General features: G+C 68.6%; 12 protein-coding genes. 7 read left to right on the top strand and 5 right to left on the bottom strand.

Features of this window, described 5'->3' with window-relative positions; genetic code table 11:
• Positions 1 to 214 precede the first annotated feature (214 nt).
• Both ASC68_RS08145 and ASC68_RS08140 read left to right on the top strand, forming a co-directional pair.
• Positions 215 to 1,204, top strand: coding sequence for an XdhC family protein (locus tag ASC68_RS08145; protein ID WP_055877591.1), 990 nt, complete (start codon positions 215 to 217; stop codon positions 1,202 to 1,204).
• Positions 1,197 to 1,757 (top strand): nucleotidyltransferase family protein, encoded by a 561-nt coding sequence (locus ASC68_RS08140; RefSeq protein WP_197421133.1) that lies wholly within the window; start codon positions 1,197 to 1,199, stop codon positions 1,755 to 1,757. The genes ASC68_RS08145 and ASC68_RS08140 overlap by 8 nt, the downstream gene beginning before the upstream one ends.
• A 184-nt stretch (positions 1,758 to 1,941) precedes the next feature.
• Here the strand turns inward: ASC68_RS08140 and ASC68_RS08135 are convergent, their stop codons facing one another.
• The 3 genes from ASC68_RS08135 to ASC68_RS08125 are packed head-to-tail and all read right to left on the bottom strand — an operon-like array spanning position 1,942 to position 5,554.
• Positions 1,942 to 4,059, bottom strand: a complete 2,118-nt coding sequence (locus ASC68_RS08135; protein WP_055877585.1) for a xanthine dehydrogenase family protein molybdopterin-binding subunit — start codon at positions 4,057 to 4,059, stop codon at positions 1,942 to 1,944.
• Positions 4,056 to 5,009, bottom strand: a complete 954-nt coding sequence (locus tag ASC68_RS08130; protein WP_055877582.1) for a xanthine dehydrogenase family protein subunit M — start codon at positions 5,007 to 5,009, stop codon at positions 4,056 to 4,058. Before ASC68_RS08130 ends, ASC68_RS08135 begins: the two co-directional genes overlap by 4 nt.
• A complete protein-coding gene (locus ASC68_RS08125; protein WP_248310509.1) occupies positions 5,006 to 5,554 on the bottom strand; it encodes a 2Fe-2S iron-sulfur cluster-binding protein in 549 nt (182 codons plus the stop codon). The genes ASC68_RS08130 and ASC68_RS08125 overlap by 4 nt, the downstream gene beginning before the upstream one ends.
• 195 nt (positions 5,555 to 5,749) lie before the next feature.
• Between ASC68_RS08125 and ASC68_RS08120 the strand changes: the two genes are divergently transcribed.
• The 4 genes from ASC68_RS08120 to ASC68_RS08105 are packed head-to-tail and all read left to right on the top strand — an operon-like array spanning position 5,750 to position 11,944.
• The gene (locus ASC68_RS08120; protein WP_055877578.1) at positions 5,750 to 7,750 is read left to right on the top strand and encodes a DUF5107 domain-containing protein; all 2,001 of its coding nucleotides are present in this window, start codon (positions 5,750 to 5,752) and stop codon (positions 7,748 to 7,750) included.
• Entirely contained in the window at positions 7,750 to 8,610 is an 861-nt protein-coding gene (locus tag ASC68_RS08115; protein ID WP_055877575.1) for a hypothetical protein, read from the top strand. The genes ASC68_RS08120 and ASC68_RS08115 overlap by 1 nt, the downstream gene beginning before the upstream one ends.
• A complete protein-coding gene (locus ASC68_RS28255) occupies positions 8,610 to 10,655 on the top strand; it encodes an ROK family protein (RefSeq protein ID WP_082528005.1) in 2,046 nt (681 codons plus the stop codon). Before ASC68_RS08115 ends, ASC68_RS28255 begins: the two co-directional genes overlap by 1 nt.
• Positions 10,652 to 11,944: a class II D-tagatose-bisphosphate aldolase, non-catalytic subunit gene (locus ASC68_RS08105; RefSeq protein ID WP_055877573.1), complete on the top strand. Its 1,293-nt coding sequence runs from the start codon at positions 10,652 to 10,654 to the stop codon at positions 11,942 to 11,944. The genes ASC68_RS28255 and ASC68_RS08105 overlap by 4 nt, the downstream gene beginning before the upstream one ends.
• A gap of 163 nt (positions 11,945 to 12,107) precedes the next feature.
• Here the strand turns inward: ASC68_RS08105 and ASC68_RS08100 are convergent, their stop codons facing one another.
• Both ASC68_RS08100 and ASC68_RS08095 read right to left on the bottom strand, forming a co-directional pair.
• The gene (locus tag ASC68_RS08100; RefSeq protein ID WP_055877569.1) at positions 12,108 to 13,046 is read right to left on the bottom strand and encodes a pyridoxal-phosphate dependent enzyme; all 939 of its coding nucleotides are present in this window, start codon (positions 13,044 to 13,046) and stop codon (positions 12,108 to 12,110) included.
• Positions 13,043 to 14,065: a succinylglutamate desuccinylase/aspartoacylase family protein gene (locus ASC68_RS08095; protein ID WP_055877566.1), complete on the bottom strand. Its 1,023-nt coding sequence runs from the start codon at positions 14,063 to 14,065 to the stop codon at positions 13,043 to 13,045. The genes ASC68_RS08100 and ASC68_RS08095 overlap by 4 nt, the downstream gene beginning before the upstream one ends.
• Positions 14,066 to 14,239: 174 nt before the next feature.
• On the opposite strand from ASC68_RS08095, the gene ASC68_RS08090 reads away from it, so the two are divergent.
• Positions 14,240 to 15,166, top strand: coding sequence for an IclR family transcriptional regulator (locus tag ASC68_RS08090; protein WP_055877563.1), 927 nt, complete (start codon positions 14,240 to 14,242; stop codon positions 15,164 to 15,166).
• The last annotated feature ends 46 nt before the right edge of the window (positions 15,167 to 15,212 follow it).

Here is a 15,212-nt window from a genome sequence, read left to right as displayed (position 1 = left end):
TGCGCACCCACACGCTGCTGATCCTCGTCGTTCTCGCTTCGATCTGCCCGGTGCTGTTCGTCGTCGTCGCCTCGTTCAAGCCGATCACCAGCTTCGCTGGTCCCCCTCCCCCGCCACGCGGGGGAGGATCTCGGAGAGGCCCGCGCCAGGCAGTACGCTTCAGTCCCAGCGTGAAATCCTCTAGTCTCCGCGAAACGCCTTTGGAGGAGAGTGCATGCTGGCCAAAGCCGAGCCGGTCGACGATCTCGCGCCCGCTGCCTTCGCAGGGATGGATCGCGAACTCGCGCCGTTCGTGTTCCTGGCGCGCGCCCGGGCGTTCGGCATTCCCGGCGCCCTCGTCACGCTTTCGGCCATCGATGGCGGCGCCCCCAAGGCGCTCGGCACCCATATGGCGGTGCTGGCCGATGGTCGGCACCTCGGCCATGTCTCGGGTGGCTGCGTCGAGCCCGCCATCGCCGCCGAGTTCGCGCCGCTGATCGCAGCGGGCGAGGATCAGACCTTCCGCTTCGGCCGCGGGTCGCGCTTCATCGATATCCGCTTTCCCTGTGGCGGCGGCGTCGACCTGATGCTGCACGCGCAACCGCAGGCCGCGTTGCTCGCCGAAACCATCGCCCGCTTCGAGCGACGCGAGGCCTTCGCCATCGCCTTCGATCCCGCGCATTCGGCCGCCACGATTACCGACAGCCCGGCCCCCACCGGTTGGCGCGACGGGGTATTCATCCGCCGCTACCAGCCGCGCACCAGGCTGCTGCTGGTCGGCCGTGGCCCCGAGTTCGAGGTGATGGCCCGCGTCAGCGCTGCCGCCGAGTTCGACCTGCGGCTCGCCACCCCGGACGAAAGCTCGGCCCACGCCCTCGCCGCGCTCAATGTGCCGATCGAAATCCTCACCACCCCGGCGCAAGCCTTCGAGCTGCCGATCGACCCCTGGACGGCGACGGTGCTGCTGTTCCACGAGCACGAATGGGAAAACGCCATCCTCGCCCGCGCCGCCGTAGCCGATGGCTTTTATGTCGGGGCGCTGGGCAGCGTCAAAACCCACGGCCTGCGCCGTGCCCGGCTTGCCGCCATGGGCCTCTCGCCCGCCGCCATCGACCGCATCCACGGCCCGATCGGGCTGATCGACCGGGCTCGCGACCCCGGCATGCTGGCGCTCTCTGTGCTCGCCCAGATCTCAGCCACCCGCGCCCAGCTTGACCGTGCCTGAGCCCATCGCCGCGGTCGTCCTCGCGGCCGGCCTCTCGACCCGCTTCGGCGGCGACAAGCTGCTCCATCCCTATGCCGGCAAGCCGCTGGCCGCCCACATCGCCGATACGCTGGCAACCCTGACGCTGACCTGGCGCATCGCCATTGTCCCGCCCGCGCCGTCGGCACGGCGGCAGCTGTTCGAGGACCGCAGCTTCGAGCTGGTCGAGAACCCCGACCCGTCGCAGGGCATGGGGTCGTCGCTGGCGCTCGGCGCCCAACGCGCGCTCGAGCTCGGCGCCGAGGCACTGCTGGTCTGCCTCGCCGATATGCCCCATGTCAGCGCGGAGCACCTCGGCAGGCTGCTGGCTGCTGGCGATACTGATGTGGTGGCGACAAGCTTCGATGGCTCACGCGGCCCACCCGTGCTGTTTCCGCGCCGGCTGTTCCTCGATCTGGTCGCGCTGTCAGGCGACCATGGCGCCAGGCATTTGCTGGCCAACGCCGGCCTGGTGGTCGCACCTCCAGGCCTCGCCCGCGACTTCGATGTACCCGGAGATTTCGATCCGACGTGAAGCACTGGTGTGCTTGGCGCCCCTCACCCTAACCCTCTCCCCAGAGGGGCGAGGGGACGCACTTTGCACCGGCAGTGCCCCAACGCCCCCTCGCCCCTCTGGGGAGAGGGCGGCGGGGAGGCCGAGGGCCTCACCGCGGGGTGAGGGGCGCCAAGCGCGCCGCCCCCTCATGGCGCCTGCACCGTCAGGGCAACCCCGGCAACAGCTTCGCCAGCGTGATCGGAAAATCCCGCACCCGCACGCCCGTGGCGTTGTACACCGCATTGGCCACCGACCCGCCGGTGCCGCCCGCCCCCAGTTCGCCGATCCCTTTCACCCCCAGGTGGTTGGCCTTGTCGTCAAAATCCTCGAGCATGATGGCGTCGATCGCGGGGATATCGGCATGGGTCGGGATCAGGTACTCGGCGAAGTCGCCGTTGACCCAGTGGCCGTGGCGCGGGTCGAGCGCCCCGGCTTCCTGCAGGGCAGCGCTTACCCCCCAGATCATCCCGCCGATCAGCTGCGAGCGCGCCGTCTTGGCGTTGAGGATGCGGCCGGCCGCGAACACTCCAAGCATGCGCCTCAGCCGCACTTCGCCGGTGTCGATATCGACCCCGACCTCGGCGAAGGACGCGCCATAGGTATATTGCGCGTGGGTGCGGTAGTTCGGATCCTCGGAATTATCGAGCGTCTTGCCGGTCTCCTCGATGCCGTCGGGGAAATGCCGGCGCACTTCGGCGAAGATGTCGTTGTAGCTCGTCCCAGCCACGAGGGCGATCCGCGCTCGCAGCGCGGCGGCGGCCCGGTCGGCGGCGACCGTGGTGTTGGCCGCACCCCACGAGCCGCCGGCGCCATTGCCCTTGGGGTGCTTGGTGTGCGCCAGCTCCACCTTGATCTGCGACATCGGCACGCCCAGCGCTTCCGCCACCACCTGCGCCACGATGGTGTAGGTGCCGGTGCCGATATCGGTCATGTCGGAGCGGACGATCACAAAACCGTCCGGCTCGATCCGCACCAGCACCTCGGCTGACGTCTGGTAGTGCCCGCGCATCGACGAGGCGACGCCGTAACCGACCAGCCAGCGCCCATCGCGGCGACTTGCCGGCCGGGTCGGCCGGTCGCGCCAGCCGAACTGCTCGGCCCCTTCGCGGAGGCAATCGGCCAGCCGTCGCCCGCTCAATGGCAGCCGCTTGTCGGGGTCGATCTGCGTGTCGTTCCTCAAGCGCAGCTCGATCGGATCCATGCCGAGCTTTTCGGCCAGTTCGTCCATCGCCGATTCCAGCACCATCAGCCCCGGCAGCTCGCCGGGGCCGCGCACCGGCTCSCCCGGCTGCACATCGAGGGCCTGGTGCGCCTGCCGGGTCAGGCGGTTGGGCGAGGCATAGAGGGCCTTCCCCACCGACGAGACGCCCTCATCCCAGGCATCGTCGGTGCGCACCTGGATCAGCGCGTCATGGCCGAGCGCGGTGAGCCGTCCGTCGGGTGTCGCGGCGAGCCGCACCCGGCTGATCGAGGCCGGGCGGTGCCCGACCAGGGTGAAGATCTGCCGCCGGGTCAGCATCAGCTTCACCGGTTGGCCCAGGGCCATCGTCGCGAGCGAGGCCAGCACTGCCTCGCAATGCAGCACGATCTTCGAGCCAAAACCGCCGCCGACATAGGCGCTGTCGATGCTGATGGCGCTGGGGTCGAGCCGCAAGGTCTTGCCGAGCCCGGTGGTCAGCTGGTTCACCATCTGCGCCGTGAGATAGAGATGGAGGTGCCCGTCGCGCCAGTCGGCGATCGAGGCATGCAGCTCCATCGGCTGCGAGAAGTGGTAAGGCGTGCTGTAGGTTTCTTCGACCGCCACCGGCCCCTCCCGCATCGCCTGGTCGATATCGCCCGCCTGCGACGGCCGCCGCCAGTGGAGGTCTGGCCCGAACCCGCCGAGCGCAAACGCTCCGGCTTCGGCCTCGTATTCGACCGTGATCAGCCCGGCGGCCGCCCGCGCCTCCTCAAAACTCTCGGCCACCACGAAGGCGATCGGCATGCCGTAATAGTTGATCCGGTCGCTGACCAACTCTGGCCGCGTCCGGTCCATCATGTCGCCTTCGATGCCCTCGGCCGGTCCCTGCTCGGGCGCATTCTCATGCGTCCACACCAGCCGCACCCCGGGCGCCGCTTTGGCCGCCGCGATGTCGATCCGCGCCACCCGACCCCGGCCGATGCCGGCGCCGAGGATGTAGCCATAGAGCGTCGGCCCGGCATCCTGCCGTTCGGCCGAATAGGCGGCCCGCCCGGTGACCTTGATCGGCCCATCGGTGCGGTTGATCCCCTGCCCAATCATGGCCGGACCTCCGCCACCTGCACCAGCGTCGCCTTCAGCGTCCGTCGCGCCAAGGGCAGCTTGTAGGCATTGTCTTCGGTGGGCGTCGCCCCTGCCAGCGCCAGGTCCGCCGCGAGATCAGGGTCGGCTCCCCCTTCCGCCGCCTCGACCCGCCAGGGTTTTGCCGCCAGCCCGCCAAAGGCCAGCCGCACGATCTGCCCCTCACGCGCCACGAGCGCCACCGTGAGGTTGGCGAAGGCATAGGAGGCGCGTTCCCGCACCTTGCGGTAAAGCTGCACCCCGCCAAGCGGCGCGGGCAGCGTCACCGCGGTGATCAGCTCGCCCGGCTCGAGCGCCGTCTCGATATCGGGCCGGTCGCCCGGCAGCCGGTGGAACGCGGCGATCGGGATCGACCGCGTCCGCCCGCCCGCTCCCACCGTCTCGACCGTCGCATCGAGCGCCCGAAGCGCCACGCACATGTCCGAGGGGTGGGTGGCGATACAGGCATCGCTCACCCCGAGCACTGCGAGGTTGTGAGTCAGGCCACCAATGGCAGCGCAGCCCGAGCCGGGGCGCCGCTTATTGCAGGGCATATCGGTATTGTAGAAATACGGGCACCTTGTGCGCTGCATCAGGTTGCCCGCCGTCGTCGCCTTGTTGCGCAACTGCCCCGAGGCGCCCGACACCAGCGCCCGCGCCAGCACCGCATAATCGCGCCGCACCCGCCGGTCCGCCGCGAGGTCGGCGTTGCGCACCAGCGCCCCGATGCGCAAGCCGCCCTCCGCCGTCGGCTCGATGGTATCGAGCCCCAGCCGGTTGACGTCGATCAGGTGCTGTGGCGCTTCGATCCCGAGCTTCATCAGGTCGAGCAGGTTCGTGCCACCGGCGATGAACCGCGCCCCCGGCCGCGCCGCCGCGGCCTCCACCGCCTCGCCCGGGCTCGCCACCCGCTCATAGCTGAACGGCTTCATGCGCCTTCTCCCAGATAATCGCGGATCGCCGCCATGATGTTGGGATAGGCGGCGCAGCGGCAGAGATTGCCGCTCATCCGCTCGCGGATTTCTTCGTCGCTCAACGGGATCGGCGCTTCGAGATCGCCGGTGACATGGCTCGGCACCCCCGCCCGGATCTCTTCGATCACGGAGAGCGACGAGAGGATCTGCCCCGGCGTGCAATAGCCGCACTGGAAGCCGTCATGCTCGATAAACGCCGCCTGCATCGGGTGCAGCGCCTCGGGCGTCCCCAGCCCTTCGATGGTCGAAATCTCGTCGCCTTCATGCATCACCGCGAGGCTGAGGCAACTGTTGATCCGCCGCCCGTTCACCAGCACCGTGCAGGCGCCGCACTGCCCCTGATCGCAACCCTTTTTGGTGCCGGTGAGCAACAAATGCTCGCGCAGCGCGTCGAGCAGCGTCACCCGCGGATCGAGCGATAGCGTGCGAATTTCGCCGTTGACGCTCAGCGTCACCGGCAGCCGGGGCGTGGCAGTCATGGATTTCCCCCTCAAGAAAAGCACCGGTGAGCCTAGAGCGGTTTTGGGAAAAAGCCAGAGGCGAGAACACCGGCCTCTCCATGATCCTCCCCCGCGTGGCGGGGGAGGATCACCGCACCGCCAGTGCTCACGCATCACAATGTAGTTTCACAAACATCGATGTTGCAAAACTACAAACTCCGTGTACTTTCGCCGCGCTTGCACGACCGGGAGGCGCCAATGACCAAGACCAAGATCACCAGAACGTCGCGCCCATTGCCGATGTCGAACCTGGGCGGGCCGAGCACCCTGCCCCGCTTCCGCTGGCAGCAGCCCACCCTCGACAAGAACACCCCGCCCAATCGCGGTCTCACCGACGAGGAGAACGCCCACGGCTTCAACTGGGGCAAGGATTCGATCCTGCCCTACCGCGTCTACGACGATTACGATCGCTCGCAGGAGCCGGGTGAGATGCCGCTGGTGACGCTGGAGAACGGGCGGCTGCGCGTTTCGGTGGCGCCGCAATATGGCGGGCGCCTGATGGAGCTGCGCGACCTGAAGCTCGGCCGCGACCTGGTGTTCACCAATCCGGTGTTCCAGCCGGCCAACCTCGCCGCACTCAACGCCTGGTTCTCCGGCGGCATCGAGTGGAACGGCCTGATCCCCGGCCACACCCCCTTCACCACCGCCCAGGTGTTCGCCGGCATCATCGAGACCGACCGCGGCCCGGTGCTGCGCATCTACGAGTTCGACCGCATCGTCGAAGCCACCTGGCAGATCGACCTGTTCCTGCCCGATGACGACGACCGGCTCTATGTGCATGGCCGCATCGTCAACAATACCGATGCGACCAAGCTCGCCTATTGGTGGACCAATGTCGCGGCGCCGATGTCGAAGGGGATGCGCGTCCTCGCTCCCGCCGATTACTCGATCGAGCACGTGCTGCCCAATAACGAGCTGGCCCGCTTCCCTTTCCCCGACCCCGATCGCTTCGACGGCTCCTATCCGGACAAATGGCGCGACTCGACCTCGGTATTCTTCAGGAAGCCTGATGCGGAGCGGCTGTTCATTGCCGGGCTCGATGCCGATGGTGTCGGCCTCGCACAGACCGCCACCTCGGCGCTGCAGGGCAGAAAATTCTTCTATTTCGGCACCGGCGCCGGCGGCCAGCAGTGGATGGATTACCTGGCCAAGCCCGGTGAGGGCGACTACATCGAAATCCAGAGCGGCATCGCCCCAACGCAGAACCAGCGCTTCGAATTGCAACCCAACAGCGAAGTGCACTGGACCGAGGTCTATGGCGCGCTGAGCGTTGACCCCGCGGACGCCCATGCCGCCGACTACCAGCACGCCGTCGGCGCTGCGGCCAAGGCGATCGACACCCGCTTCCCCGCTGCCGAGCTCGCCGATGTCGACGCCTTCCTTACGGCGGTGTCGCGCCAGCCGCTGACCAGGCGCCTGAGCGACGGTTCGCCCTGGGGTGGGCGGCAGGAAAAGCTCACCGGCAAGCCGCTTGCCGCCGGCCTCGATTTCGCCGTGCCGCACCCGACCGATTGCTGGGACGAACTCGCGACCACCGGCCGCTTCTCCGAGGCGAGCCTCAAGCGGGTGCCGGCCGATTTCGCCGTCTCGCCCCTCTGGGTGGCGGCGCTCGAAAAGAGCCGCGACAAGCAGGGCGAGACCTGGCTCCACGCCCTGCTGCTCGGTATCGCGACGCTCGACAATGGCGATCGCGACGCGGCGCGCGCGCTGTTCGAGCGCTCCATTGCACTCAAGCCCACCTGGCTCGGCCGCCGCCAGCGCGCCCTGGTCACCAGCGACCCCGATGCCGCCGACCGCGATTATCTCGCTGCCTGGGCCAGCGGCGACGCCCCACCGGCTTTGGCCGCCGAGATCGTCAGCCTGTTGGTCAAGCATGGCCGGCTCGAGCGGTTACGCGCCTTTGCCTCGGGACTGCCGGCCTCGGCGCTCACCGACGAGCGCGTGCATCTGGGGCGCGCCATGGTCGCGGCGTCGGAGGGCGACTTCGACCTCTTGGAACGGCTGCTCGACCGCCACTTCGCCACGGTGCGCGAAGGCGAGAACCTGCTCGACGAGCTCTGGGTTGGGTTGCAGCGCGGCCGCCTGCAGCAGGCGCTGAAGCGCGCCCCCTCGCCGGCCGAGCTGGCCGAGCGGCTGAAGCAGCATCCGGTGCCGGCGCATCTCAACTTCCGCATGCGGGCCGCCGACGAGGTGAAGTAATGGCGGCATTGGAGCCCACGGCCCCGACGCTGATCCAGTCGATCTCGCTGGGGCTCGGCGGCTACAACAAGGCGTTCCAGCTGGTGGGCGGGTACCTGCTCGCCTCGCCCGAGGCCTTCATCCGCGAGCCGCTGCAGGAGATCGCTCGCGCCGCCGGAGTGAGCGAACCCACCGTGCTGCGCTTCTGCCGCCAGTTCGGCTTCAAGGGCCTGCCGGATTTCCGCATCGCGCTGGCCATGTCGCTGGCCCGCGAAGCGCAAGGCGCATTCATCGACCCCGGCGTCACCGACAAGGCCGTGGTCAACCTCGCCGCCAAGCGCGCCATTGCCCGCTTCGCCCTGTCGCTCGTCGGCGACGACCGCTCGATCATCATCGATTCCGGCTCGACCACCCAGCTCTTTGCCGAGAACCTCAGGGCCGCCAAGCCGCTGGTGATCATGACCACCGGCCTCAACATCGCCGAGGCGTTTCGCGGCGCCAGCCAGCACACCGTCATGCTGCCGGGGGGCACGGTGCGCTTCGAATCCAACTCGCTTTCCGGCCGCATGGTCGAGAGCACGCTCGGCGGCATGCGCTTCGACACCATCTATCTGGGCGCCGACGCCATCGACCCGGTGCGGGGGCTTTCGACCTTCAACGAGGCCGAAGCGCACCAGAACGCCGCCATGGTGGGGGTGAGCCAGCGGGTGATCGTCCTTGCCGATTCCACCAAATTCCGCGCTCCGGCCCTGCACCGGATCTGCGAACCCTACCGTATCCACGCCGTGATCACTGACACTGGCCTTGCCGATGACACCGCCGCCCTGCTCGAGCAGCATGGCGTCGCCGTTCACCGGGTCGAGCCGGAAGGAAGCACCTGATGACCAACGTCGCATTTCCCGCCACCGACCTCGACCGCTGGGCCACCACCCGCGAAATCCGCCGGCAGCCGGCGATCTGGCGCAGCTTCGGCCCGCATCTTGCGACCATCGCCGCCGAGATCAAGGCCTGGATCGCCGAGCGCCGGCCGGATGAAGTGTGGTTCTCAGGCGCCGGCACCTCGGCCTTTGTCGGCGAGACGCTGGCGAGCTACCTCAACACCGCGCCCGGCCCGATCCGCTTCCGCGCCATCCCCTCGACCGACCTGATCGCCGCGCCGCGCAACTACCTGCGCCCCGGTGTAAAGCTCCTCGTGGTGTCGTTCGGCCGCAGCGGCAACAGTTCCGAGACCATCGGCACGCTCGACCTGCTCGCCGCCCACGCCCCGGAAGCCGATCGCCTGCACATCACCTGCAATGCCCAGAGCGCACTGGCCCGCACCGACAATGCCGGCCCAGGCGAGCTGCGCAACATCGTGCTGCCACCCGAAACCGACGACAGCGGCTTTGCCATGACGTCGAGCTACACCACCATGCTGCTGACGGCGCTCGCCGTTTTCGACCCCGCCCCGCCGGCGCCGATCGCCGAGCTCATGGCCCGGCTGGCCGACGGCGCCGAGGCGCTGCTCGCCGGGCAGTTGGAGCGGCTGATCGCGTTGCCCATGCCGGAACGCGCCGTGTTCCTCGGCTCGGGGCCGCTCACCGGCTCGTCGCGCGAGAGCGCGCTGAAGGTGCTGGAACTGGCGGCCGGCCAGATCCCCACGTCATGGGATTCGACCCTCGGCTTCCGCCACGGCCCCAAGGCCATCACCAATGGCCGGACGCGGGTCTTCGTGCTGCTCTCCTCCGACCCGCACACCCGCCGCTACGACACCGACCTCGCCACCGAGGTCGCGGCGCAGTTCGGCGCCGATGTGATGCTGCGGCTCGGCGACCCCGCCGCGGGCGCCGATATTCCGGTGCCGTCGGTCGGCAACGACGCCTGGTCGTCGGTGCTCTACGTCATGGTGGCGCAGCTCTTGTCGGTGATCTGGTCGCACAAGCTGGGCCTCACCGTCGACAACCCGTTCGCCTCGGGCAACCTCACCCGCGTTGTCGCCGGGGTGAAGCTCTACCCGCTGCCCGCGACTGGCCCGCAGCTGTTCGGGGCCCTCGATGTCGGCGGCACCAAGATCGAGGCGCGGCTGTTCGATAACAAACTGGACGTCATCGAGCGCCAGCGCTTCCCCACCGCCAAGGGCAGTTACGAAGAGCTGCTGCAGGCGCTTGAGGGCGCCGTCGGCTGGCTCGACCAGGTGAGCGGCACCAAGGTGCAGCTCGGCGTCGGCCTTCCCGGGTTGATCGATCCGGCCACCGGCATCTCGATGACCTCCAACGTCCCGGCCACCGGCCACACCCTCAGCGCCGACCTCTCGGCCCACATCGGCCGCGCCATTCCGGTCGAAAACGACTGCAAGTGCTTTGCCCTCTCCGAAGCCAATGGTGGCGCCGGGGCGGGCTATCGCACGGTGTTCGGCCTGATCCTCGGCACCGGCGTCGGCGGTGGCGTCACGGTCGATGGCAAGCTCGTCGTCGGCCACAACGGTCTGCCCGGTGAAGTCGGCCATTTCGGCCTCCCCGCCGAACTGGTGCAGCGGCACAACCTGCCGATCCTGAGCTGCGGCTGCGGCCGTACCGGCTGCTACGAGACCCTGCTCTCCGGCCCCGGCATGGGCCGCATCGCCAAACACCTCACCGGCGAGACGGTCGACTCCGCCGCCATCGTCGCCCGCGCCGCCGCCGGCGACGCAGCGATGCGCCAGGTGCTCGCCATCTGGTTCGATATCCTCGGCGAGCTGATCCACACCATCCAGCTCACCATCGACGCCGATTGCGTGGTGATCGGCGGCGGCCTCTCCAATATCGATGGCCTCGTCGCCGAGCTGTCGCGGGTCTTCGCGCCCAGAATGCTGCCGGGGGTGCGCCAGCCGGCCTTCGCTACCGCCCGCTTCGGCGATGCCAGCGGCGTCCGTGGCGCCGCCATGCTGGTGGCGGGAGCTCGCAAATGAGGGAACTCCGCGATCTCATCGCCCGCAATCGCAATGGCTCCGGCGAGGCCCTGCCCTCGGTATGCTCCGCCCATCCCGACGTGCTCGCCGCCTCGCTGCTGCTGGCCGATGAGTGGGACGTGCCGCTGCTGATCGAAGCCACCAGCAATCAGGTGAACCAGTTCGGCGGCTATACCGGCATGACGCCACCGGACTTCATCAGCTTCGTCCGCGGGATCGCCGCGCGCAGCGGCGTCGACGCCAGCCGCATGCTGTTCGGCGGCGATCACCTGGGCCCGCAGGCCTGGCGCGACCAGCCGGCCGAGCTCGCCATGGCCAATGCCCGCGATCTCGTCGCCGCCTATGTCAAAGCCGGCTTCACCAAGATCCATCTCGATTGCTCCGAGGGTTGCGCCGGCGAGCCCGCCGCGGTCGGCGATGCGCTGAGCGCGGCACGCGCCGCCGACCTCGCCGCGGTCTGCGAAGCCGCGACCACCGACCCGACCGCGCTGAGCTACATGTTCGGCACCGAAGTGCCGCCCCCCGGCGGCGCCCGCGCCGAAGAGGGCCCCATCGGTATCGCCCCGACCGAGCCGGCCAACGCCCGCGCCACCATCGCAGCGCATCGCGACGCCTTCGCCGCGCTTGGGCTCGAGCACAGTGCCTGGCAGCGCGCCGTCGGCCTCGTGGTGCAACCGGGCTTAGAGTTCGCCCCCGACCACATCCACCGCTTCGACACCGCGTCGCCCGACCTGCTGTCGCCGGCGCTCGAGGGCCATGATGGCCTGAGCTTTGAGGCGCATTCCACCGACTACCAGTATCAGGACGTTTTCCCGGCTCTGGCGCAGCGCCATTTCGCCGTGCTGAAGGTCGGCCCCGCCCTCACTTTCGCCTACCGCCAGGCCATCTACGCCCTCGACGGCGTCGCAAGCTGGCTGGCGCCCGACGCCGACCGCCAGCCCATCGCCCCGGTGATGGAAGCACTGATGCTGGACAACCCCAAAAACTGGGCCAAGCACTATGCCGGCGACGCCGCGACGCTGAAACTGCTCCGCCACTTCAGCTACGCCGACCGCATCCGCTACTACTGGGCCCAGCCACAGGCGACGACAGCCGTCGGGCAATTGCTGGCGGCACTGGGCACGGCCAAACCGCCCGCGCCGCTGCTCGAGCAGTACTTCGCGCCGGAGGTGATCGCGCGAGCCGAGCGGCTGGAATCTCGGTCGCCCGATTGGGCGAGGGCGCTGATCTACGCCGAGGTGCAGACGGCGCTGGTGCCGTATTTCGCGTGTATCGGGGTGGCGACGTAAGCCCAACACTTCCGCCGGTGCGCGCTGACCCCCACCCTTGATCCCTCCCCTCAAGGGGGAGGGAGACGCAGACTGATATGCCGGTGTGAGGGTCTCCCTCCCCCTTGCGGGGAGGGGACAGGGGTGGGGGTCCACAGCCACCAGCGGCAGCAGCGACGAGCCGTTAAGCAATCCCCTCGGGCCCAGCCCCGCACACCAGCGCCCCCACCGAGACCCCGGCGCCATACGCCACCCGTCCGGTCATCAGCGCCGCCACTGCCGCTGCCCCGCTGAGATCCGCGGCAATGCCGAGTTCGAACCAGAGCCAGCGGCTGGCTTCCAGCATGTCTTCGTCGCTGAGCAGCACCACATCGTCGACCACCGACCGCACCACGTCGAACACCTGCGGGTCGGTCTCGGCGCAGCTCATCGTCGCGATACGGCTCGTCACCTCCGGCAAGCGCACCACATGCCCCGCGTCGAGCGACGCCTTGAGCGTCGGCGAACCCACGGGCTCGATGCCGATAATCTTCACCGATGGCTTCAGCGCCTTGATCGCAACGCCCATGCCCGACACCAGCCCGCCGCCGCCGATGGCGACCAGCACCACGTCGAGATCGGGCACATCGGCCAGGAGCTCCAGCGCCGCTGTCCCCTGTCCGGCCATCACCGCCGCGTCGGCGAAGGGGTGGAAATAGGCCGCGCCATGGGCTTCGGCGAAGGCGAGCGCATGGAGGTTGGTCTCGTTCCACACTTTACCGACGATCTCGACCGTCGCGCCCCAGCGCTTCAGCTTTTCGACTTTCGCCGCCGTGATGTTCTCCGGCACGTAGATCGTCGCCGTCACCCCGGCGAGCTTTGCTGCCCGCGCCACGGCCAGCCCGTGGTTGCCGCCTGAGGCGGTGACGATGCCGCGCTCCAAGGCTTCCGGCGGCAGCGACAGCAGCTTGTTGGTGGCGCCGCGCGCCTTGAACGAACCGGTGGCCTGCAGGCTCTCGAGCTTCAGCGACAGCTTTGCCGGGGTGATCGGCGCGGACAGAGCCCGCGCCTCGATGGTCGGGGTGCGCCGCACATGTGGCGCGATGCGGGTGGCGGCAGCGTTGATATCGGCAAGGGTGATCATGCTGTGGGCGCCTCATAGGGCGAAGCAACGACGAAGCAGCAATTGCCCGGCCGCACCCTACCCGGCTGGCGGCGGCCGTAGAGGATGCCGCTGGCCCGGTAGTGCAGTTCGACCGGCGTCCGGCCGGGATTGGCGAGGAAATGGATGCGGCCAGCCAGCTGCCCCGCCTCCACCGCGGTGCCGAGCTTATGCAGCGGCTCATACACCCCGTCATCCTCGGCGATCACATGCGCCTTGGGGCCGAGATCGTAGAGCTTCGGCTCGGCCGCCACCGGGCTCGCCATTCTCGCCGGCAGCACCCCCAGATGCGCCAGCACGTTCCGCACGCCGCGCCGGCAGAGCGCCAGCGCATCGACCGACACCGTGCCGCCGCCGGCCATCTCGGTGCCGATCACCGTCATCCCCTGCAGCGCCGCCGAAGCGGTAGCGGTGCGCGGGTCGCCGCGGTTGTCGATCACCACCGCGATTTCAGTGCCGAACGCCTTGGCCGCCGCCACATTGGCCGCGTGCTGCTCGGGCGTCGCGCCCGGTTCGATCACCGAGCTCGGGATGATATCGAGCGACGAGCCGCCCGAATGGAGGTCGATGAACACATCGCCCATCGGGAAGATCACGTCGTTCACATAAGCCGCGATCTGCCGCGTCGTGGTGCCGAGCGGATCGCCCGGGAAGGTGCGGTTCATGTTGATTTCGTCGATCGGCGAAGTGCGCCGCGCCGCGTTCACGGCCGGCAGGTTAATCGCCGGAATGAAGATCAGCCGGCCCTGGACATCGGCCGGATCGAGCTCGCGGATCAGCTCGCCCAGCGTGATCGGGCCCTCATATTCGTCGCCATGGTTGCCGCCTTCGAGGATCACCGTCGGGCCCACCCCGTTCTTGATCACCGCCACCGGCACCGGCACCACGCCCCAGGCATCGTCATGCACCGACAGCGGGATGTGGAAAAACCCGACCTGCTTGCCCGGCTTGTCGAAGTCCACCGTCGCGGTGGCCAGCTTCTGTGAAATGTTGCGGTCCATGTTCTGCTCTTGGTCGTGATCTCAGGGTTGCCCACGGCCGCGAAAGCCTGGACAAATTTTACAGGTGATAGTCTACGTTCTCTTGTGATAGTCGATGCGCCGTACGCCGTGCCGTCCCGGCTCTTGCGCTGCAGCATCGGCTCTGCCACCAGAATGCCGAGGGAGACCAATTGAATGGCCAGAACCGGACGCCCTGCCGCGGCAGCGATGACGCCCGAAAAGCCCGTGAAGGCAGCGCGCGCGAAGCCGGCGACCAAAGCCGCCGACAAGACCGCCGACGCCGGCGACAAGCTCGCCTATGGCGTGCCGGCGCTGGAAAAGGGGCTCGACGTGATCGAGCTCCTGGCGACGCAGTCGAAGGGCATCACCCAGAGTGAGATCGCGCAGCTGCTCGGCCGCTCGCTGCAGGAAGTCTACCGCGTGGTGATGGCGCTCGAGCGGCGCGGCTATATCCAGCGGCGGCCGGGCGAGGATGGGTTCTTCCTCTCCAACCACCTGCACGTGCTGGCCAACCAGTATCCGCCGATGCGCCGGCTGCTCGATGCGGCGCTGCCGATCATGTACTCGACCTCGATCGCCGCCTATCAGGCGCTGCATATTGCCATTCTCGACCGGCTCGCCATCCGCGTCGTGGCGCAGGTCGATAGCCCCGCCCCGCTCGGCTTCCGCCTCCGCGTCGGCACCCAGAACCCGGCCGCCTCGACCGCTTCGGGCCGCCTGCTGCTGGCCTTCCAGCCGCCGGCGATTAGAGATTGGGTGATGGCCGAGATCGAGCGCACCGCGCCCGAAACCGACATGGTGGCGCTGAAGCGCCGGGTCGAAACGCTGCACCGCACCGGCTACGAAATCATCGCCGGCGAAGGCCTGCAGGGCATCACCGATGTGAGCTTCCCGATCCTCGACGCCAACGGCCACGCGCTGGCTGTGCTGACCATGCCGTATCTGCCCTCGAGCAAGGAGCGGGTGTCGCTGGAAACGGCAAGCCGCGCCCAGTTCGCGGCCGCCAAGGCCATCACCCAGCTGTTCGACGGCACGCTGATCGAGCCGAGTTTTCCGCTGGCTCCGATCAGGGAAAAACGCCCGCCGGCGCGGCCGACTTAATCCTCCCCCGCGTGGCGGGGGAGGGGGACCAGCGAAGCTGGTGGAG

It is taken from the genome of Devosia sp. Root105, from assembly GCF_001424865.1.
Lineage (GTDB): Bacteria > Pseudomonadota > Alphaproteobacteria > Rhizobiales > Devosiaceae > Devosia_A.
The sequence above is the reverse complement of the archived record's forward strand: the minus strand, read 5'-3'. Positions and strand labels throughout refer to the sequence as shown.